Raw genomic sequence first — 21,041 nt, forward strand, 5'->3', positions numbered from 1 at the left:
GATCCATTCAGCGTCAAAGAGGTGAAGTGCTGAAAACCGCGGTGAGGGTTTCAGCGTGGTCTAGAGAGCCGCTGAAAAATCCACTGGGGGGCCTTCCGTAGGGAACAAGAACTGGTGATTACTGTAGGACAGCGGGGCGGACGATGTCAACCTATAGAGGTAGGTACCATCTAAGTCAAAAAAGACCACGAACCAGGTGGTCATTTTTGATTTACCTGGTACCTTCTGGGGCGGGGGAGGCGAGTCCGGTAGTCTAGAACCATGCGCATTGCCCGATTTACCGTAGACGACACCCTGCACTTTGGCCTGGTTGAAGGTGAGCCCGGGGAAGAGACCATCACCGTTCTCTCCGGCGACCCTTTCTACACCGGCATCAACCCCACCGATAAGCGATACCCTATCGCCGACGTCCGCCTGCTGGCCCCCATCATCCCCCGCTCCAAGATCATTGGTGTGGCCCGCAACTGGCGCGACCACGCGTCCGAACTGGGCAACGAAACCCCCACCACCCCCCAGTTCTTCTTCAAGCCCAACACCTCCGTCATCGGCCCCGGCGACCCCATCGCCCTGCCCGAATGGTCAGATAACGTCTCCTTCGAAGGTGAGCTCGCCGTCGTCATCGGCCGCATCGCCAAGTCCGTGCCCCTGGACCGCGTGCCCGAAGTCATCTACGGCTTCACCGTCGCCAACGACCTGACCGCCCGCGATGCCCAAAAAACCGACATCCAGTGGGCCCGCGCCAAGGGCTTCGACGGTGCCTGCCCCCTCGGCCCCTGGATTGAAACCGACCTGGACACCGACGACCTCACCATCCAAACCTGGGTTGACGGCGACCTCAAGCAGGACGGCACCACCGCCGACATGGTCTTCTCCGTTGCCGAACTTGTCGCCGCCGCCAGTGAATACTTCACCCTGCTGCCCGGCGACGTGATTCTCACCGGTACCCCCGCAGGGGTAGGACGCCTGAGCGCAGGTAACGAGGTCGAGATTGAGGTTGAGGGTATCGGCTCCCTCATCAACACCGTCCGCGCCGAGTAAACTAGAACCTACGAACAGCTTTCAACTAGAAAGGGATGTGCCCGCATCCATGAGTGATTACGCTCTGAAACTCAACGACCCCAGCGAGACCCGCGTCCGCTTCTGCCCCTCACCCACCGGTACCCCGCACGTGGGTATGGTGCGAACCGCCCTCTTCAACTGGGCCTACGCCAAGCACACCGGCGGCACCATGGTCTTCCGCATCGAAGACACCGACGCTGCCCGTGACTCCGAAGAATCCTTCAACCAGGTGCTCGAATCCCTGCAGTGGCTGGGCATCAACTGGGACGAGGGCGTCGGCATCGGCGGCCCCCACGCCCCCTACCGCCAGTCAGAGCGTATGGACATCTACGCTGACGTGGTAGAAAAACTCAAGGCCGGCGGCTTCGTCTACGAAGACTTCTCAACCCCCGAAGAGGTCGAAGAGCGCCACAAGGCTAAGGGCGAAGACCCCAAGCTGGGCTACGACAACTTCGACCGCGACCTGACCGAAGAGCAGAAGGCCGCCTATCGTGCCGAGGGCCGTACCCCCGTGCTACGCCTGCGCATGCCCGATGAAGACATCACCTTCCACGACCTGGTGCGCGGTGACATCACCTTTAAGGCCGGTTCTGTACCCGACTTCGTGGTCGTCCGCGCCAACGGCAAGCCCCTCTACACCCTGGTTAACCCCGTTGACGACGCCCTCATGGGCATCACCCACGTGCTGCGTGGCGAGGACCTGCTGTCATCAACTCCCCGTCAGATTGCCCTCTACCGGGCCCTGGTTGAGGTTGGCGTCACCAGCTTCATCCCCGAATTCGGCCACCTGCCCTACGTCATGGGCCAGGGCAACAAGAAGCTTTCCAAGCGCGACCCCGAGTCCAGCCTCTACAACCTGCTGGACGCCGGTTTCATCAAGGAAGGCCTGCTCAACTACCTCTCCCTGCTGGGCTGGTCCCTCTCCCACGACGAAGACATCTTCACCATGGACCAGATGGTTGCCGCCTTCGACATCAAGGACGTTCTGGCCAATCCCGCCCGCTTCGACCTGAAGAAGGCAGAAGCCATCAACGGCACCCACATCCGCCTGCTTCAGGCAGAGGACTTCCGCAATCGCCTGGTCCCCTTCCTGCATAAGGCTGAACTGGTTTCCGCTGAGAGCTTCGAGAATCTGACCGAGCGCGAGCAGGCCATTCTGACCGAGGCAGCCCCTCTGGTTCAGGAGCGCATGCAGCTTCTGGGCGAGGCACCTGGCCTGCTGGGCTTCCTCTTCACCGCCGACGAGAACATCGAGGTTGCAGAGGACGCCGCCAAGCAGCTCAAGGAGTCAGCACCGGCAGTTCTCGATGCGGCTATCACCGCCGTTGAGGGCCTGACCGACTTCACCGCTACCACCATCGAAGCTGCCCTGCGCGAAGCTATCGTCGACGGTCTTGAAATCAAGCCCCGCCTGGCCTTCGGCCCGGTGCGCACCGCCATGAGCGGCCAGCGCATCTCACCGCCGCTCTTCGAGTCCATGGAGATTCTGGGTAAGGATTCCTCCCTTGCCCGCCTGAAGAAGCTCCGCGCTTCGCTGGCCTAAAAAATTTCGAGGTTTAGCTCACGCACCGCCCCGTGACCCCGCGTAGTGGGGGAGCGTGGCGGTGCTTTTTATAAGACCTGGGAGGGGAGAAAAGCGGGGGGAGCAGGACGCCCGCAGCGGCTTTTTCAGGAATTTTTACAAAAATTTTGGGGTCAAAAACCGCTAGAAATAAGGGTAAACGCGGGGTGAACTACTTGAATGTGAGCCAGCTCTACGGATTTCAAGTTGCACGCCCTCAAAAGCTCGTATAGAGTTATTACTCGTTGCGGCGATGAGTTCCGAAAGGAAAACGAGCCGGAGCAAATAATAATGGGATATGGTGTAATTGGCAACACTACGGTTTCTGGTACCGTCATTCTAGGTTCGAGTCCTGGTATCCCAGCGAACATCTTGCTTCAAGATGTTACGGCCCCATCGTATAGCGGCCTAGTACTCCGCCCTCTCACGGCGGCAACACCGGTTCAAATCCGGTTGGGGTCACAGGCTAAAATCCCTCGCTTCATTCGAAGCGGGGGATTTTTTTCGTGTGTCTGAATGCAACATGTTGCGATGGTCGCCAAATGTGGCAGCGCCATTGCCACATATGGCGGTAGGCGCCACATTTGCCCCGTGCGCCTGTGTTCTTAGAAATGGCGCAGGTTACACCCTTCCAGCTTGCGCACAGGTAAACGGTGTGTGTATAGTTTTATCTGTTGCCGGAAACGGTAACAGCTCGAAAGAGCTTCGGCCCCATCGTATAGCGGCCTAGTACTCCGCCCTCTCACGGCGGCAACACCGGTTCAAATCCGGTTGGGGTCACAGGCTAAAAGCTCCACATCTACCAAGATGTGGAGCTTTTCTTTTGCCCTCGGCTTCATTGGCCCGAAGACCCTCAATCTACGCTAAACATGCGAGAATAGGGTACGTGCACAAGGAAACAATCACCCCCGCTCTCGCCGCCGTCCGCGACGCCCGCAATACCCTGGCGGCAGCGTCCTTTCCCCTCATCACAGCTTCCGCTGACGACGCGCGCAAAGAAGCCCGTACCGCCGTCACCCAGCTCGATGACTACATCCTGCCCAAGCTAGCAACCCTGGACGCCCCGCTCACAGTGGTCGTGGGTGGCTCTACCGGCGCCGGTAAGTCAACCCTGGTCAACACCCTCATGGGGGAACCCGTCACCCGCTCCGGGGCAATCCGCCCCACCACCCGCCAGCCCGTCCTGCTCCACCGCCCCGAGGATGCCGACGCCTTCACCCCCGAGCGAATCCTGCCCCACCTGGTGCGGGTACCGGTAGCACCCGGCGAAGCCCTGCCCGGGGCGAACCCCCACAGCGGCCAAGACGAGCTGGTGACCGTGCCCGTAGAGTCCCTGCCTGCCGGTATCGCCCTGATTGACGCCCCCGATTTCGACTCGGTCTCAGACGAGAACCGCCGCCTGGCCCAGCAGCTCCTGCGCGCCGCTGACCTCTGGCTCTTTGTCACCACAGCCAACCGCTACGCCGACGCCGTGCCCTGGGAAATCCTGCGCCAGGCAGCAGCCCGCGATATCACCATCGCTGTGGTGCTCAACCGCGTACCCGAAGGAGCCGAGGACGAAATCGAAGCCGACCTCACCCGCATGCTGACCGAAGCGGGCATCACCCCCGCCCTCATTCACTCGGTTACCGAGCAGGAGCGCGATGAACGCGGCCTACTTCCCTCTGTCGCCTTGACCCCGCTCATCTTCTGGTTACGCTCCCTGGGCGCTGACGTGGACGCCCGCTCAGATATCGCCCGCCGAACCCTCGAAGGAGCCGTGCGCGGGGTAGCCCAGCAGGCTATTACCCTGGCCCAGGCCGCCGGGGAACAGCAGGACGCCGAGACCCGCCTGCGCGCGGACGTCACCACAGCCTTTGAACGCGCCCTGGCCAACCTGAATGAGGCCACCCAGGACGGGCAGATGCTCCGCGGCGAGGTGCTGACCCGCTGGCAGGACTTTGTGGGCACCGGCGAATTCTTCCGCCAGGTCGAAACCACCATTGGCAAGGTACGCGACCGCGTAGCCGGCTTCTTTAGGGGTACCCCGCCCACCCGCGCTGTTGAAGTGGAGCAGGCTCTTGAAGTGGGCCTGCACTCGGTCATCATGGAAGAAGCGGCAGCGGCCGCCGAAACCGCCCAGCGCCGCTGGCTCGAAGACCGGGCAGGCCGTGCCCTGCTGAACGGGGACGACCTAGCCTCCCTCGGCGAGAACTTCTCCGAAGAAGTTGCTGAATCTATTCGCGCCTGGCAGCAGGACGTCATGGACATCATCGCCGCTGAAGGTGCCGGTAAGCGCCAAAAGGCCCGGTTCATGTCGCTGGGGGTCAACGTCACCGCCGTAATTCTCATGGTCGCGGTTTTCTCCATGACTGGCGGCCTGACCGGCCTAGAGGTTGGCATCGCTGGCGGCTCAGGCGTCGTTGGCCAGAAGCTGCTGGAAGCAATTTTCGGTGAGGACGCCGTGCGCCGCATGGCAGCCGGTGCCCGCAGCCGCCTGGAAGAGCGGATACAGGAACTCCTCATCAGCCAGCAGGAACGCTTCACCCAGCGTCTTGATGAGACGACCGGGGCAGCTGACCCTGAAACCCCCTCGGCGGCTGACCTAACCGCAGCGGCCCAGGCCCTGACCCGGGCAGGGGAGCAGCTGGCGTCCGCCTCCACCACCAGCGATTCAGCATTCACCGGCACTGACACCGAATAAGCGAGAGTAACCACCGTGACCACCACCGATACAGCTGTCGCAACCACAGCCCTAGCAAGCCGCGTCGATGCCCTCATCACCGCCCTGGAACTGGGCGAGGGGCGAGTAGACCCCGAAACCATCGAGACCGCCAGGGGCGTGCTCACCCGCGCAGCAGCCCGCCGTGAACTTTCAGCCGAACACACCGTCATCGGTTTCTTTGGCGCAACCGGTTCGGGCAAGTCAACCCTCTTCAACGCGGTCGTAGGCAAAGAAATCGCCAAGAGCGCTGCCCGCCGCCCCACCACGTCCACCGCCCAGGCTGCCATCTGGGGTAAGGAAGGGGCAGAGCCCCTGCTGGACTGGCTGGGCGTAACCAACCGTACCTACATGGACGAAGACCCAGCCCAGGCAGCAGAAGCCCTCAACCGCGCCGACGTACCGGTCACCGTGGGTATGTGGAACAAGATTCGCCGCTCGGTAGGAGCCGGTAAGACCGAACAGGCCAGCGGCGGGCTTATCTTGCTCGATCTGCCCGACTTCGACTCGGTAGAAGCCTCAAACCGGGCTATCGTTGAAAAAATGGCCGAGTGCGTCGACGTGCTGGTCTGGGTCATGGACCCCCAAAAATACGCCGATGCCGTGATTCACCAGGACTTCATCCGGCCCCTAGCCGCCCACGGGGCAGTGACCCTGGCCGTGCTCAACCAGGTCGACCGCCTGGATGAAGCCGAAGTCCCCGCAGTCCTGGACTCCCTCAAGCTCCTACTGGCCCAGGACGGGCTCACCTCCACCCTGCTTGCTGACCCTCTGGGCGCCTCAGCCCGCACCGGCTACCAGATACCCCGCCTGCGCGAGATTCTCGGCCAGGTGGCCGTCGCCAAGAACGCTGCGGTAGCCCGCATCGAAGCTGACCTGGCGGGCGTCCGCACAGATTTGGCTGGTCAGGACGGCGGGGGAGAGCCCGCGGGCATCACCGCTGCCGCAACCACCCGGCTTGAGGACGACTTCTACGCTGCTTCCGGCGCAGAAGCCCTGGTCAAGGCCGCGTCTGACTCCTATAAGCTGCACGCTGCTTCGTCTACCGGCTGGATTGCAACCCGCTGGCTGCTCAAAATCAAACGCGACCCCCTCAAACGCCTAGGCCTGCATAAGGAGCACGACGGGGCACCCATTTCTAAGTCATCCCTGCCACCGCTGGGAGCGCCCCAGAAAGCGGCTCTCTCGACTTCCTTGCGCACCTTTGCCACCAGCGTTTCGCAGGGCGTCGAGGAGCCCTGGAGCCACTCCATCAGGAACGCTGCCCGCACCTATGAGAGCCACCTGCCCGGTGAGATTGAGCGGGCCGCAGCCACCGTTCACTACGATGCCCAGAAAAAACGCTGGTGGTGGCACCTGCTCAATGCCCTGCAGTGGGTCGGGCTGGCAACGGCTCTTGTGGGCCTGCTCTGGCTCACCGGCCTGGCTCTTGCTGGCTACTTCCAGATTGTCCTGCCCGACCCGCCCACAGTTGAGGGCTTCCCCCTGCCCGTCCCCACCCTGCTAGTGGTCACCGGCATCCTGCTAGGCATACTGACAGCGGCCCTGGGGCGGGGGCTAGCGGCGGTGGGGCACCGTATCTACGCCAAGAATATCCGCCGTCAGCTCGAAACCAACTTGGCCGATGTGGCGGCCCGCTGCGTCACCGCTCCCGTACAGGATGAGCTAGCCCGCCTAGAGGGCTACCGCCAGGCCCTGCACGAGGCCCGATAAAACGAAAACTCCCCGCTCACCGACACCGGTGAGCGGGGAGTTTCTGTGTTTAAGCTGCTGAGTAAGGCTTTAGCTGCGCAGGGCCTCAGTCAGCGCAGCAGCAGCCTCGCACACTACTTCGGCGTGAAGACGACCGGGCTGGCGGGTGAGGCGCTCTATGGGGCCCGAGATTGAAACCGCAGCGATGACCTTGCCGGAGGGGGAGCGCACCGGGGCTGAAACGGAGGCGGTTCCGCGTTCGCGTTCGCCGACGGACTGGGCCCAGCCTCGGCGGCGGACGGCTGCCAGCATGGTGGCTGAGAACCGGGCGTTATGCAGGCCCTCGACCAGGCGGGCGTGGTCTTCCCAGGCGGTGAGGATCTGGGCTGCAGAACCGGCTTTCATGGAGAGCTGGGTGCCCACGGGGATGGTGTCGCGCAGGCCGATAGGACGCTCGGCGGAGGCTACGCAGACACGCCAGTCGCCCTGACGGCGGAAGACCTGGGAGGACTCACCGGTGACGTTGCGCAGGTTGTTGAGCACGGGGCCTGCGGCTGCAATCAGACGGTCTTCGCCGGCGGCGCTGGACAGTTCGCCCAGGCGGGGCCCCAGCATGAACCGACCCTGGACGTCGCGGGCCACCAGGCGGTGGTGGGTTAGGGCGACGGCGAGACGGTGGGCGGTGGGGCGGGCTAGGCCGGTTGCTTCAACGAGCTGGGAGAGGGTGGCGGGGCCTGCTTCGAGACAGTCAAGAATGTGTGCGGCTTTATCGAGGACGCCGACGCCTGAGCTGCGGTTATCGTGCATGGTGACTTTTCTTTCGCCTGTGGTCGTGGGCCGGGCTTCGGCCCAGGTGAGTGGTTGCGGTGGGAGCCTTTCGAGTGTGAAAGATCGAGAGCTAAAGGATTGTGTCCGTATAACCTATCATGACTTCTCATATGGTGATATGCAAGTTCATTTATTGGAAAGATTTTCTTCGGCGGGTCACACTTGTTAAAGCATCACGAGAAAACTTTATGGAGGACTCCATGGCTGGTATTACCGACCATACCCCGCGAACTTTGGCTGAAAAGGTTTGGGACGCGCACACTGTAGTGCCCGGCGAAAACGGCAAGCCCGACCTGCTCTACATCGACCTGCACCTGGTCCACGAAGTCACCTCACCCCAGGCCTTTGAGGGTCTGCGCCTCGAAGGTCGCCCCCTGCGTCGTCTCGACCTCACCATCGCAACTGAGGATCACAACACCCCCACCGAGAACATCTTCTCCACCATCGCTGATCTGACCTCCCGCACCCAGATCGAAACCCTGCGCAAGAACGCCGAGGAATTCGGTGTCCGTATCCACTCCCTGGGCGATAAAGAACAGGGCATCGTGCATGTGGTGGGTCCCCAGCTGGGTTTGACCATGCCCGGTATGACTGTGGTCTGCGGTGACTCCCACACTTCAACCCACGGCGCCTTCGGTGCCCTGGCCTTCGGTATTGGCACTTCTGAGGTAGAGCATGTGATGGCTACCCAGACCCTGCCCCTGGCTCCCTTTAAGACCATGGCTATTAACGTAGAGGGCACCCTCAAGCCCGGTGTGACCGCCAAGGACATCATTCTGGCTGTTATCGCTGAGATTGGCACCGGCGGTGGCCAGGGCTATGTGCTGGAATACCGTGGCTCAGCTATCCGTGCCCTCTCTATGGAGGGCCGCATGACCATCTGCAACATGTCCATTGAAGCAGGTGCCCGCGCCGGTATGGTGGCCCCCGATGAGACCACCTTTGAGTACGTCAAGGGTCGCCCCCACGCACCCACCGGCGAAAACTGGGATGCCGCCGTTGAATACTGGAAGACCCTGCCCACCGACGAGGGGGCAACCTTCGACCGGGAGGTCTTCATCAATGCTGATGAGCTAGAACCCTTCGTTACCTGGGGTACCAACCCCGGCCAGGGCGTCCCCCTTTCCCAGGCAGTGCCCTTCCCCGAGGATTTCGAGGACGAGAACGAGCAGAAGGCCGCCTCCCGCGCCCTGGAATACATGGACCTGACCGCGGGTACCCCCATGAAGGACATCCCCGTGGACGTAGTCTTCCTGGGTTCCTGCACCAACTCCCGCATCGAGGATCTGCGGGCTGCCGCCGAGATCGTCAAGGGCCAGAAGCTGGCTGAGGGCGTCCGCATGATGGTCGTCCCCGGCTCCCAGAAGGTACGAGCCCAGGCTGAAGAAGAGGGCCTGGACCAGATTTTCAAGGACTTCGGCGCCGACTGGCGTTTTGCCGGCTGCTCCATGTGCCTGGGCATGAACCCCGACCAGCTGGCCCCCGGCGAACGCTGCGCTTCGACCTCCAACCGCAACTTTGAAGGACGCCAGGGTAAGGGCGGACGCACCCACCTGGTTTCCCCTCTGGTCGCCGCCGCTACCGCCATTCGCGGCACTCTCTCATCACCGGCAGACCTGTAGGCCCTCTTTGAATGAACCCGGTAAACCCGGGTGGAACGGATTTTTCATGGAACCCATTAAGAAGCACACCGGCATTGGCGTGCCCCTGCGTGCCTCCAACGTCGATACCGACCAGATTATCCCCGCCGTCTACCTCAAGCGCGTGACCAAGACAGGCTTCGACGACGCCCTGTTCGCTGGCTGGCGCAAGGACGAAAACTTCATCCTCAACCAGGAACCCTACAAGCACGGTACAGTGCTGGTCGCTGGTCCCGATTTCGGCACTGGCTCATCCCGCGAGCACGCGGTTTGGGCCCTCAAGGACTACGGTTTCCGCGTGGTCATCTCAGCCCGTTTCGCTGACATCTTCCGCGGTAACTCCGGCAAGCAGGGACTGGTCGCCGCCCAGGTGGACCAGGACAACATCGAACTGATCTGGAAGCAGCTAGAGGCCGAACCCGGCACCGAAGTCACCGTTGACCTGGAAGACAAGACCGTCACCGTCGGCGCTTTGACCGTACCCTTCCAGATTGACGACTACGTGCGCTGGCGCCTGATGGAAGGCCTGGACGACATCGGCCTCACCCTACAGCACGAGGATGCCATCACCGCCTACGAGGCCAAGCGCCCCGCCTGGCTGCCCCGCACCCAGCAGCTGTAAAACCAGCCTACAGCTTAACCCAAAGGACGCCGTGCCCCGAGCACCGGCGTCCTTTTGGTGTTCTGCCTGGCCCGTCTAGATAAGTAAAGTCTGTGGTATGGCTAAGAACACCGCCTGTACAACAACCAGTGCACCTAAGTGGGGTAAAGTTGGTAAACGAGAATTGACGCGGAAAGTAACGCGCGTCAACACCCCTAACAGTTTTGACGATTGGACATACATGGTCAGCGCACTGCGTATTGAAGGTGGCACCCCTCTGAAGGGCGAGGTAAACGTCCGCGGTGCTAAGAACCTGGTCCCCAAAGCCATGGTTGCTGCCCTGCTGGGCTCCACCCCCTCGGTGCTTCGTAACGTTCCCCAAATCAAGGACGTGCAGGTTGTTACCGACCTGGTAGAGCTGCACGGTGTGTCGGTGGACTACAACATGCAGGCTGGCGAACTGCGCATGGACCCCTCTAATGTCTCCGTAGCTAACCACACCGACATTGAGGTACACGCAGGCGACTCCCGTATTCCGATTCTGCTCTGCGGCCCCCTGCTGCACACTATCGGGGAAGCCTTCATTCCCGACCTGGGTGGCTGCAAGATTGGTGACCGCCCCATCAACTGGCACCTGCGCGTGCTGGAAAAGTTTGGCGCCAAGATTGAGAAGCTGCCTACCGGTATCTCCATGAAGGCTCCCGCTGATGGTCTCAAGGGTGCCCAGATTAACCTGGAATACCCCTCCGTCGGTGCCACCGAGCAGGTTCTGCTGGCGGCCTCCCGTGCCAAGGGCAAGACCGAGCTGACCGGTGCTGCCATTGAGCCTGAAATCATGGACCTCATCGCCATCTTGCAGAAGATGGGTGCCATCATCACCGTTGAAACAGACCGCCAGATCATCATCGAGGGCGTCGACGAGCTGACCGGCTTTAATCACGTGGCGATGCCCGACCGTAATGAATCAGCCTCCTGGGCTTCCGCAGCCCTGGCCACCGGTGGCGACATCTTCGTGCGTAACGCCAACCAGAAGGATCTTTCCACCTTCATCAACGTCTACCGTAAGCTGGGCGGCGGCCTGGATATCACCGACGAAGGCATCCGTTTCTTCCACCAGGGCGGCGACCTGAATCCCCTTTTCGTTGAAACCAACGTGCACCCCGGTTTTATGACCGACTGGCAGCAGCCCCTTGTTGTAGCCATGACCCAGGCTAAGGGCGTCTCTGTTGTTCACGAGACCGTCTACGAGAACCGCTTCGGCTTCACCGACGCCCTGGTTCGTATGGGCGCTACCGTGCAGCTGCACAAGGACTGCCTGGGCCCCACCCCCTGCCGCTTCGGCCACCAGAACTTCAAGCACTCAGCCATCATCACCGGTAAAACCCCTCTGCGCGGAGCTGACATTAACGTGCCCGACCTGCGCGGTGGCTTCTCCCACGTGATTGCTGCCCTGACCGCTGAGGGCACCTCAAATGTCACCGGCGTTTCGGTCATCTCCCGCGGCTATGAGCACTTCGTTGATAAGCTCACCGCCCTGGGCGCTAACTTCGAGGTCACTGCCTAAGATGAGCAAGAACAGCGCTTCTTTGAGTGATATCAAGCCCACCAAGATGGGGGACGCGGTCTACACCGTAGCCGGTACGCTCTTGCGCCCCCTCTACAATCTGCCCATGAAGGCGCAGATTGAGGGGCGGGAGAAGCTACCCAAGAGCGGTGGGTTTATCGTGGTCTCAAATCACCTGACCGTGGTCGACCCGATTACCGCAGCCTACCCCCTCTTCCTGGAGGGGGTCCTACCCAGGTTCTTGGCCAAAGAAGCGCTGTTTAGGGTACCGCTGCTGGGTTGGCTCATGCGTCAGTGCGCCCACATTCCGGTAGCCCGAGGTTCAGCCCGGGCGGGCCAGTCTCTTGAGGTTGCCCAGAACGTTCTGGACGCCGGGGGAGCGGTCATTATCTTCCCCGAAGGCACCCTGACCAAGGACCCCGAGCTGTGGCCCATGACCGGAAAATCCGGTGCAGCCCGCCTGGCTCTCGCTACCGGGGCCCCGGTCTACCCCGTGGCTCACTGGGGTGACCAGGACTTCTGGCCCCGCCGTGGCAAGCCCCGTCTTGGCTGGCCCCGCAAGAAGGTCAAAATCGTGGTGGGTGATCCGGTTGATTTTAGCGACCTGGTTCAGCGCCGCGAAGCCGGTGCTCGCTATACCCACGACGAGCTGAATGCCGTCACCAACCGTATGCTTGATGACGTTACCAGCCTGCTTGAAGGCCTGCGCGGGGAGAAAGCCCCTGCTGGGCGCTGGAATGCCGTGTTGGACGTCCGCCAGTCACCTGACCAGTAACCGCTAGGGGAGGCACGCACCCATGACCGATCTGAAGCACCAGAAAATCGCTGTTCTTGGAGCAGGTAGCTGGGGCACCGCTTTTGCCAAGGTTCTTGCGGACGCCGCCGCCAGCTCAGGCACCGACCGGCAGGTTGTGCTGTGGGGGCGTAATCCCACTACGATGGCAGCCATGCAAGAGAGCCGCACCAATGAGGGCTACTTCCCCGGGGTGAAGCTCCCCGACAGTATGGTGATGACCGCAGATGCCGCTGAGGCTCTGACCGGGGCCAGCATTGTGGTCCTGACTATCCCCGCCCAGGTCTTACGCTCCCAGCTCGAGGTCTTTGCCCCCCTGATGGAGCCAGACGCCCTGCTGGTCTCCCTGGCCAAGGGCCTTGAGATGGGCACCGGCCTGCGCATGAGCGAGGTCATGGTCGAGGTACTTCAGGGGCACCTGATTGCCAGCGGCGCTGAGCCGGAAGCGATTGAGGCTGTGCCCGGGCGGGTCACCGTGCTCTCTGGCCCCAACCTGGCTAAAGAAATTATTGCCGAACAGCCCACCACCAGTGTGGTGGCGGCCCTGAGTCAGGATACCGCCCGGGAGATTGCCGCCGTCTGCGCTGCCGACTACTTCCGCCCCTACACCAACACCGATATCGTTGGCGTTGAAATTGGTGGCCTGGTCAAAAACGTGATTGCCCTGTGCGTGGGTATGTGCGAGGGCAAGCAGTACGGCGATAACTCCAAGGCCTCGGTCATGACCCGTGGCTTGGCTGAGACCACCCGCCTGGCTCTGGCTCTTGGCGGTAAGAGCGAGACCATGAGTGGCCTGGCCGGTATGGGCGACCTGATTGCCACCTGCGCTTCGCCCCTCTCCCGTAACCATACCGCAGGTCGGCTCCTGGCTGAGGGGATTGCCCCTGACCAGCTGCACACCGTCATGACCCAGACCGCCGAGTCCATCAAATCAGCTCCCGTTGTGGCAGAACTCGCGCGAAAAGTAGGGGTAGAAATGCCCATTACCGAGGCTGTCACCGCTGTGCTCGACCGTAGAATATCAGTTGAAGAATTAGCCCCCGCCCTGCTGGGCCGCACCCTTAAATCTGAGGATAGCACCCCGGCAGCCAGCTAGGGCAGACGGGGCTGAGCCCCGCACAACACCAAAGGACGTTATGACCGAAACCAGCACCAAACCTACCGTCGCGCTGCTGTGCGGTGGGCGCTCGTCGGAGCACTCCATCTCACTGATTACCGCCCGAGGCGTCCTCGGGGCTATTGACCATAACAAGTACGATGTGGTCACCATCGGTATTACTAAGGACGGCCGCTGGTACCTGACCGATGAAGCTGCCCTGATTGAGCTCACCGAGGCTACCGCCCTGGCAGAGTTCCCAGCAGCGGGCAAGCAGGTCTTTTTGCCCCTAGGCGGCGGTGATAATCGTCTGCGCCTGATTGATTCTGCTGATTCCACCAGCGTTGAGCTGGGCCCGGCTATTGACGTGGTCTTCCCCCTGCTCCACGGCCCCTTTGGCGAGGACGGCACGGTGCAGGGCCTGCTGGAAATGGCAGATTTGAAGTATGTAGGCTGTGGTGTTGCCTCGTCCGCGGTTGGTATGGACAAGCATTTCATGAAGGTGGCCTTTGAGGCCGCTGGCCTGGAAGTTGGCCCCTACGAGGTTGTAACCCACCGCCAGTGGGTACTCGATCAGGCCGGTGCCCGCGAGCGCATTGAGAAACTGGGCTACCCGGTCTTTGTGAAGCCTGCTCGGGCGGGGTCCTCCTTTGGTATTACCAAGGTTGATTCGGCTGACCAGCTTGATGCTGCTATTGCTGAGGCCCAGGCCCACGACCCTAAGCTAGTGATTGAGGCTGGTATTGTGGGCCGGGAGATTGAGTGTGCTGTGCTCGATGGGCACCGTTCTGAGCTGCCCCGGGCCTCTTACCCCGGTGAAATTGTTGTGGTGGATGATCAGCACGGTTTCTATGATTTTGAGGCCAAGTACGTCTCTAAGACCTCTGCTGAGACCCGCTGCCCGGCTGACCTACCCGCTGAGGTTTCTGAGCGGATGCGCCAGCTAGCTGTGGAGGCCTTCCTGGCCGTTGATGGTGAGGGCCTGTGCCGCGCTGACTTCTTCTACACCGAGGACGGCCGCCTGGTCATTAACGAAGTGAACACCATGCCCGGCTTCACCCCGATTTCTATGTATAAGACCATGTGGGAGAACACCGGCCTGGCTTATGGTGAGCTGATTGACGAGCTGATTTCTCTGGCTCTAGAGCGCCCCCTGGGCCTGCGCTAGACCCGGTAGCGGTGCTGGCCTAAGTTCCGCACCCGTAGCTGTGAATGACCCCCGGCACCGTTTGGTGCTGGGGGTTTTCTTTAGCTATCTGTGCCGCTGTCGATACCTGTAAGGGTGTCATCGAGGTTGGTGCACTGCATCTGCTGGGGTATCTGGGCTACAGCAGATGATAGTTCTGCCAGGACGGTGGACGATGAGACTCTATCTGCATCAAAGGTGACCTGCACCGCGGGGTCGCGTCCGAAAGTTTCGGCAACCCAGGTGCCGGTGGCTGTTTGCTCGGTGGCAGTGGCAAGTTCTTCGTCGGCGGGTTTGACGATCCAGTCCACCCCGTTGACCGAGACGCAGGTGTCTGCAACGGGGGCTGTGCCGAGCTCGACTCCGCATTTGAGAATGACGGCGCTGGGGTCGCCCCAGGCGGTCGTCGCCTGGGCGGTGGTCTCGCGTTGGGAGAGCCCACTGACGGTTTCTGGCATAGCAACCAGGGCGTAGGCGCAGGTGGGGTTAGCAGCGTCGGGGGCCGGTTCAAGGGTGACGGCACTTGCCCCGCAGCCGGTGAGGCCGAAGGCTGCCAGGAAGAGAATAAGAGGTTTGTGCGGTGTTCTCACCCGGCTATTCTATAACTTTCTTGAGGGCCTGGAGCCGGTAAGCGGTCTAGCTAGCCGGGGCGGTGGCAGATTCGGTAGGGTAGGGGTAGGGTTGCTCCGGGTACGGCAGCCTGGTTTTGAGCGATGGAAAGGAGGGCCCGTGCAGAAGAAGACCTGTTATGCTGTGGGAACGGCTCTGGCGGTATCCCTTGCCCCCCTGACCCTGCTGGTCGGCTCGACCCTGGCAGGCTCCCAGAGCGCTTACGCAGCTGATCCAACTGAGAGCTTCACCTCTACGGTGAGTCCTGCCCCCACTGGTTCCTCCCCGTCGAGTGACTTGCCGAGTGAGAGCTCCACCGTTACCGATTCACCCAGCGCTACCGAGTCACCCGGTCCTGAAACTTCTGCGCCAGAGTCTCCTTCGCCCGAGCCCACAGACCCTGAGCCGACTAGCCCAGTGCCTGTTGCCCCAACACCCAGCCCCGAATCGAGTTCGTCCGCCCCTTCGACTCCTGTGCCAGAACCGAGCGAGAACCCGCTTCCTTCGGCTAACCCTGAGCCTGCCCCCAGCCAATCGGCGATTGAGATTCTCCTGCCTCCAGGGGAAACTGCTGACCCTGATGTGACCGGTGGAGCTGCCGGGCTCCCTAGCCTGCCAGCCCCCCAACCTACGGGGCAGCCTTCTGCGGGTATCGGTCAAACCGACACTAGCCAAGGTTTGATACCGGTTCAGGGCTCGCCTGTGCCCTCTACCCTGGGCAGTAGTGTTGCTGGTGCCCAGGCTCCTGGGCGAATGGACGCCGATACAAGCCAGCTGGAAAGCTCCCCGGTGGGTGGAACAGTCCTGGGTATTTTCTCAAGCAGCCAGCAGAACCCCGGGTACGCGGGGGCACCTGAGTGGGTGGAGGGCTTCTTGAACGTGTCGGGGGCCCAGGGGAACAGATCTTCATCTGCCGACCCCAACCAGGCCGCCGGTGTTGCCGGGGCAGAAGCCCAGGGGCACCAGGCCGGGGCGGTGACCGGGGGGAGTATCTTCCAGCGCGGCAACACCATTATGAACGGTGCCCGCCCCCTGCTGATTTTTACGGGTATCGCCACGGCGGGCCTGGCCCTGGTGGTCTTTAACTTTGTGTGGCGTAACCGTGCGCCCAGGAACTAGGAGCCCTATGCAGACTGTAAGCCAGGTCAGCGAAGGGCAGCTCCTTGCCCTCTTCATGCCTATACTCACCGAGCATAACCAGCGGGCGGCGGACGTCCGCGCCGAGCTAGGTGCCCCCGGCGCCCTGGTCCTGGGGCCGGGGGACGATTCTGCTGCCCTCGATCTGCGGGGCGGGCTGACCGTCATGAGCACCGACACCCAAACCGAAAACCAGGACTTCCGCCGCAGCTGGCCCTCGGGCTATACAACCGGCGGGTATGAGGTGGGCTGGAAGGCCGCCACCCAGAACCTGGCCGATATCGCAGCTATGGGGGCTACCCCTGTCACCCTGCTGGTGTCCCTTACCCTGACCCCCGATACCCCCGTGAGCTGGGTGCAGGATTTTGCCCGGGGTCTCACCGAATCCTGTACTGCCCAGGGGGCTACCACCTGCACGATTGCCGGGGGCGATATGGGCTCAGGCAGCGAAATCTCGGTAACTGTTACCGCCGTGGGCCTGACCGACCGGCCTATCACCCGAAGCGGAGCCTGCCCCGGGGACGCCGTAGTCTTCGCCGGTGCCCTGGGCACCGCCGCTGCCGGCCTAGCCCTGCTCGACTCAGCCCCCTTCACCGCCACCGAAGAGCTGACTGCCTGCGTCCGCGCCCAGCAGCGCCCCCGCTCGCCCCTACACCTGGGGCCGGAAGGCGCCCCCTACCTGACCTCCCTCATGGATGTCTCCGACGGGCTGGTGCGCGACGGCGGCCGTATTGCAGCGGCCTCCGGTGTGGCCCTTGACCTCGACTCGACGGCCCTGGCTCCCTGGGCCAACAGGGTAGGCCCTGCTGCAGCCCTGCTCACCGCAGGCACTCCCGAACAGGCGGACGCCCAAGCCCTACGCTGGGTACTGACCGGCGGGGAAGACCACGGCCTACTAGGCACCTGCCCACCTGCACAGATGCCGCCCGGATTTACTAGAATTGGTACGGTACAGGCAGGCAACGGAATTACCGTCGACGGCCGCACCTACACCGCGAAAGGATGGGATCACTTTGAGGCAGGTTCCCGCTGACTGGTGGCTGAACTGGCTACTGCGCGCTCGCACCCAGCTGGTGGAGCACAGATCCCTTCTCAACCGCATTAACGTCTTCCCCGTGGCCGATGCCGACACCGGGGCCAACATGGTCGCCACCCTCGGGCGGGCCGCCGACACCGCTGGCATGGCGGACGAGCCCACCCTCGCTATCGCTGCCCGGGCAGCCCTGCGCGGGGCCAGGGGAAACTCTGGAACCCTGCTAGCTGTCTGGCTCCTGGGTCTAGCTGAAGAACTGGGGGAGGCCGGGCAGCTGCCGCCCTCCACCGTCCGCCCCCTGACCCCGCAGGCGCTCGCCGCTGCCTGGGAACGAGGGGCCCAGCAGGCGTCCGCCGCTCTGAGCCAGCCCGCCGACGGCACCATGCTCACCCTCATGCAGGCTCTTGCCACCTGCTCGCTGCCAGATCCTACCGATGAAGAGAACCCCTGGCAGGTCTACCTCACGACCCTACTGGCCGTCTCAGAGGCTGCCCTGCGAGCTACCACCGAAGCAGACCACGCCCGTAACGGCTGGGTTGATTCCGGAGCCCTGGGCCTGCACCTGGTCTTAGTAGCCCTGGCAACAGAGCTGCTGGGGGCCGCCCCGCAGGCCACCTACCGCGACCTGCTCCAGGTGGGGGCGGCGTCCTTACCGCCCCGAAGCACTCGGCAGCGCTCGGCGGCAGAAGCCCGCATCGAGGTTATGTGCGAGATTTATCTTCCGGTGCTCGAAGTAACCCAGCTGCGCAGCGCCTTAGAGACGGTCGGGGACTCGGTCTCCATCGCCCAGGTCGAAGCAGGGAATGAGGCCCTGTGGGCTATCCACGTGCACGTCCCCGAGGCCGAGGACGCCCTGGCCCTCCTCCGCGCTGCGGGCAACCCCCTCAACGTACGAACCACCTCCCTGGATGACCCCGCCCACCGGGAAACCCACCAGGAATCTAACCCCTAATGGCAGCCCGTCAACGCAAGACCCCGGAACTAAGCGAGCAGGCAAAGGACGCCCTAGCCCGCTACGCCGCAGAAGACCGCCTGGATAACGCCCCCCTGGCCGACTACCTGGGGGCAACCCTGGCCAAGTCCTTTAAGACCCACCTGGGGCTAGAAACCGTGGGCCAGGCACTGGACTACTACCCCCGCAAATACCTGCCCCGCGGGGAACTCACCCCCTTCTCATCCCTGGTAGAGGGCAGCGAAGCCACCATCATTGCTAGGGTCGTTCGGGTAACCACCCGGCAGATGGCATCGCGGCGCGGGTCCATCACAGAGGTCACCATTACGGATCAGCTGGATCAGGTTGGTCAGCTCGAGCCCACCTGGCAGCCTCCCAACCCCAACGCCTACCGGGGGGCGGCTCCACCGGCGTCCTACACCCCGGGATACACCAATCCCCGCCTACACGGCAACGCTGGGGGCTACAGCGGCACCCAGCAACCGGGCACCCCGTCCAGCTACCACATGGGCGACGTTTTCGGTGGCTATGCAGCTGAACCCTACTCACTCACCGCCAGCGGCACCATGACCCTGAGCTTCTTCAACGCCTGGACAGCAGCCCGAGACATTCACGAGGGCGACCAGGTCATGTTCTCGGGCAAGGTGGGCTCCTACCGGGGCGAAATCACCCTGACCAACCCCCACTACGCCGTCATCGCCGGAAAAGAACTGGCCGCCGCCCCCGGCGCCAGCGCCGAAGCGATAGAGCGGGCCGCCGCGCGGGCGTCCGCCCCCATACCGGTCTATAAGGCCAGCCCCAAGTTCCCCACCGATAAGGTGGCCGCAGCCATCGAGACCCTGATTGAGCGCATCAACCTCAAGGAGCTCGAAGACCCCGTCCCCTTTACCGTGCGTAAGAGCCGCAAGATCCCATCCCTGGAATGGACCTACCGGGCCGTGCACACCCCCGATACCGAAGAAACCTGGCGGGCAGCCCATCACTCCCTGCGCTACCGCGAGGCCTTCGTGCTGCAGGCCGCTCTTGCCCGTATTCGTGCAGCCCGAGCCGCCCACCAGACCGTTGCCCGCCCCTATGTAGAGGGCGGTTTCGCGGACGCCCTGCTGGAAGCCCTGCCCTATCAGCTGACCGAGGGCCAGCAGGCCGTGGGTGCAGAAATCCGCTCTGACCTGGCCAGCTCTTCCCCCATGAACCGCCTGCTCCAGGGGGACGTAGGCTCGGGTAAAACCGTAGTGGCCCTGCGCGCCATGCTGCAGGTGGCAGATAACGGTGCCCAGTCGGCTATGCTGGCCCCCACCGAGGTGCTGGCTGAACAGCACTACCGGTCGGTCTGCGAGATTTTGGGCGATATGCTGGCCCCTCAGGACAGCTCCGGGGCGGGCGTCCGCGTCGTGCTGCTGACCGCCTCCCTCAAAACCAAGGCTAAACGGGAAGCCCTGCTGGCTATCGCCTCGGGTGAGGCAGACATCGTCATTGGTACCCACGCCCTGCTCGGAGACTCGGTGACCTTTGCCGACCTCGGGCTGGTCGTGGTCGATGAGCAGCACCGCTTTGGCGTTGAACAGCGCGATGCCCTGCGCGGTCCCGGCGGGGAGCTGCCCCACCGGCTGGTCATGACCGCCACCCCCATACCCCGTACCGTCGCCATGACCGTCTTTGGCGATCTCGATACCTCGGTGCTTGACCAGCTACCGGCCGGCCGCCAAAAAATTACCACCCACGTAGTGCCGCTGGCAGAGCACCCCCGCTGGGCCGACCGCATCTGGGCCCGCGCCCGCGAAGAAATTGACGCCGGGCACCAGGTTTACGTGGTGGTGCCCAAAATCGGCGGGGCCGATACCCCCGGTGACGCCGAGGCAGGCCAGACCCTCTTCGGGGCGAGTGGGCTCACCGGTAAAGGGCTGGGGTCTCAAGCCGCGGCGGGGGAGAGCGCCCGCGGTTCGCTGGCCTCGGTCGAGAGCACCCTGGAGGAGCTCGAGGACGTCCCCACCCTGGCCGGGGTGCGCATCGAGGGGCTACACGGGCGCATGGATACTGCCGAGAAGAACCGGGTCATGACCGAATTCTCCGCCGGTCGCATTGATCTGCTGGTGTCTACCACCGTGATTGAGGTGGGCGTGAACGTGCCCAACGCAACCCTCATGATCATTATGGACGCCGACCGCTTTGGTATTTCTGGCCTCCACCAGTTGCGCGGACGCATTGGCCGCGGCTCCCTGCCCGGCACCTGCCTGCTGGTTACCAAGCAGCCGGCGGACGGCGTCAGTCGGGAGCGGCTGGCAGCGGTAGCGGCTACCACCGACGGCTTCGAGCTTTCGCGGGTTGACCTGGAGCAGCGGCGCGAAGGCGATATTCTCGGTGCTGCCCAGTCAGGGAAGAAGTCCACCCTCAAGCTGCTGCGTGCCCTGACCGATGCCAAGCTCATTGAGCGGGCCCGGCAGGACGCCTCCGGAATTATTGAGGCTGACCCCACTCTGGCCAAACACCCCGACCTGGCCCGCACCATCGACCGGGCCCTCGACGCCGACCGCGAGGCCTTCCTGGGGCGCGGTTAGGCTCGGCCAAGGCCGTAGACCCCGCATTTATTCT

General features: G+C 62.9%; 16 protein-coding genes and 3 tRNA genes. 17 read left to right on the plus strand and 2 right to left on the minus strand.

Features of this window, described 5'->3' with window-relative positions; genetic code table 11:
- Positions 1–261 precede the first annotated feature (261 nt).
- The 7 genes from ACEE43_RS01695 (at position 262) to ACEE43_RS01725 (ending at position 7,034) form a co-directional block, all read left to right on the plus strand.
- The gene (locus ACEE43_RS01695; protein ID WP_449108331.1) at positions 262–1,038 is read left to right on the plus strand and encodes a fumarylacetoacetate hydrolase family protein; all 777 of its coding nucleotides are present in this window, start codon (positions 262–264) and stop codon (positions 1,036–1,038) included.
- Between the two features lie 49 nt (positions 1,039–1,087).
- Entirely contained in the window at positions 1,088–2,602 is a 1,515-nt protein-coding gene (gltX, locus tag ACEE43_RS01700; protein WP_449108332.1) for a glutamate--tRNA ligase, read from the plus strand.
- Positions 2,603–2,912: 310 nt separating this feature from the next.
- A tRNA-Gln gene (locus ACEE43_RS01705) sits at positions 2,913–2,984 on the plus strand.
- 25 nt (positions 2,985–3,009) lie between these two features.
- Positions 3,010–3,082, plus strand: a tRNA-Glu gene (locus tag ACEE43_RS01710).
- 245 nt (positions 3,083–3,327) lie between these two features.
- A tRNA-Glu gene (locus tag ACEE43_RS01715) sits at positions 3,328–3,400 on the plus strand.
- Positions 3,401–3,506: 106 nt separating this feature from the next.
- Positions 3,507–5,303, plus strand: a complete 1,797-nt coding sequence (locus ACEE43_RS01720; protein ID WP_449106977.1) for a GTPase — start codon at positions 3,507–3,509, stop codon at positions 5,301–5,303.
- A gap of 15 nt (positions 5,304–5,318) precedes the next feature.
- Positions 5,319–7,034, plus strand: coding sequence for a dynamin family protein (locus ACEE43_RS01725; protein ID WP_449106978.1), 1,716 nt, complete (start codon positions 5,319–5,321; stop codon positions 7,032–7,034).
- A gap of 69 nt (positions 7,035–7,103) precedes the next feature.
- Here ACEE43_RS01725 and ACEE43_RS01730 read toward each other — a convergent pair whose 3' ends face one another.
- Complete coding sequence (locus tag ACEE43_RS01730; RefSeq protein ID WP_237185919.1) at positions 7,104–7,820, minus strand: IclR family transcriptional regulator; 717 nt, start codon at positions 7,818–7,820, stop codon at positions 7,104–7,106.
- Positions 7,821–8,041: 221 nt separating this feature from the next.
- On the opposite strand from ACEE43_RS01730, the gene leuC reads away from it, so the two are divergent.
- The 6 genes from leuC to ACEE43_RS01760 all read left to right on the plus strand — a co-directional run bounded on the left by leuC (position 8,042) and on the right by ACEE43_RS01760 (position 14,703).
- Positions 8,042–9,463, plus strand: coding sequence for a 3-isopropylmalate dehydratase large subunit (leuC, locus tag ACEE43_RS01735; protein ID WP_449106979.1), 1,422 nt, complete (start codon positions 8,042–8,044; stop codon positions 9,461–9,463).
- A gap of 46 nt (positions 9,464–9,509) precedes the next feature.
- On the plus strand, positions 9,510–10,103 hold the full coding sequence (gene leuD, locus ACEE43_RS01740) for a 3-isopropylmalate dehydratase small subunit (RefSeq protein WP_237204481.1): 594 nt from the start codon (positions 9,510–9,512) through the stop codon (positions 10,101–10,103).
- Between the two features lie 220 nt (positions 10,104–10,323).
- The gene (murA, locus tag ACEE43_RS01745; RefSeq protein ID WP_449106980.1) at positions 10,324–11,646 is read left to right on the plus strand and encodes a UDP-N-acetylglucosamine 1-carboxyvinyltransferase; all 1,323 of its coding nucleotides are present in this window, start codon (positions 10,324–10,326) and stop codon (positions 11,644–11,646) included.
- Between the two features lies 1 nt (position 11,647).
- Positions 11,648–12,421, plus strand: coding sequence for a lysophospholipid acyltransferase family protein (locus ACEE43_RS01750; protein WP_449106981.1), 774 nt, complete (start codon positions 11,648–11,650; stop codon positions 12,419–12,421).
- 22 nt (positions 12,422–12,443) lie between these two features.
- The gene (locus ACEE43_RS01755) at positions 12,444–13,535 is read left to right on the plus strand and encodes an NAD(P)H-dependent glycerol-3-phosphate dehydrogenase (RefSeq protein ID WP_449106982.1); all 1,092 of its coding nucleotides are present in this window, start codon (positions 12,444–12,446) and stop codon (positions 13,533–13,535) included.
- Positions 13,536–13,575: 40 nt separating this feature from the next.
- The gene (locus ACEE43_RS01760; protein ID WP_449106983.1) at positions 13,576–14,703 is read left to right on the plus strand and encodes a D-alanine--D-alanine ligase family protein; all 1,128 of its coding nucleotides are present in this window, start codon (positions 13,576–13,578) and stop codon (positions 14,701–14,703) included.
- An 80-nt stretch (positions 14,704–14,783) separates the two neighbouring features.
- Here the strand turns inward: ACEE43_RS01760 and ACEE43_RS01765 are convergent, their stop codons facing one another.
- Positions 14,784–15,311, minus strand: coding sequence for a DUF3515 domain-containing protein (locus ACEE43_RS01765; RefSeq protein ID WP_449106984.1), 528 nt, complete (start codon positions 15,309–15,311; stop codon positions 14,784–14,786).
- A 139-nt stretch (positions 15,312–15,450) separates the two neighbouring features.
- On the opposite strand from ACEE43_RS01765, the gene ACEE43_RS01770 reads away from it, so the two are divergent.
- Genes ACEE43_RS01770 through ACEE43_RS01785 form a run of 4 tightly spaced genes read left to right on the plus strand, consistent with a single transcriptional unit; the run spans position 15,451 to position 21,007 of the window.
- A complete protein-coding gene (locus tag ACEE43_RS01770; protein ID WP_449106985.1) occupies positions 15,451–16,449 on the plus strand; it encodes a hypothetical protein in 999 nt (332 codons plus the stop codon).
- Between the two features lie 7 nt (positions 16,450–16,456).
- Positions 16,457–17,500 (plus strand): thiamine-phosphate kinase, encoded by a 1,044-nt coding sequence (gene thiL, locus ACEE43_RS01775; protein ID WP_449106986.1) that lies wholly within the window; start codon positions 16,457–16,459, stop codon positions 17,498–17,500.
- Entirely contained in the window at positions 17,481–18,452 is a 972-nt protein-coding gene (locus ACEE43_RS01780) for a DAK2 domain-containing protein (protein WP_449106987.1), read from the plus strand. The genes thiL and ACEE43_RS01780 overlap by 20 nt, the downstream gene beginning before the upstream one ends.
- Positions 18,452–21,007 carry an ATP-dependent DNA helicase RecG gene (locus ACEE43_RS01785; RefSeq protein WP_449106988.1) on the plus strand — a complete coding sequence of 852 codons (2,556 nt, stop codon included), beginning with the start codon at positions 18,452–18,454 and terminating at the stop codon, positions 21,005–21,007. Before ACEE43_RS01780 ends, ACEE43_RS01785 begins: the two co-directional genes overlap by 1 nt.
- Positions 21,008–21,041: the final 34 nt, after the last annotated feature.

Source organism: Rothia sp. 11254D007BW (genome assembly GCF_053548195.1).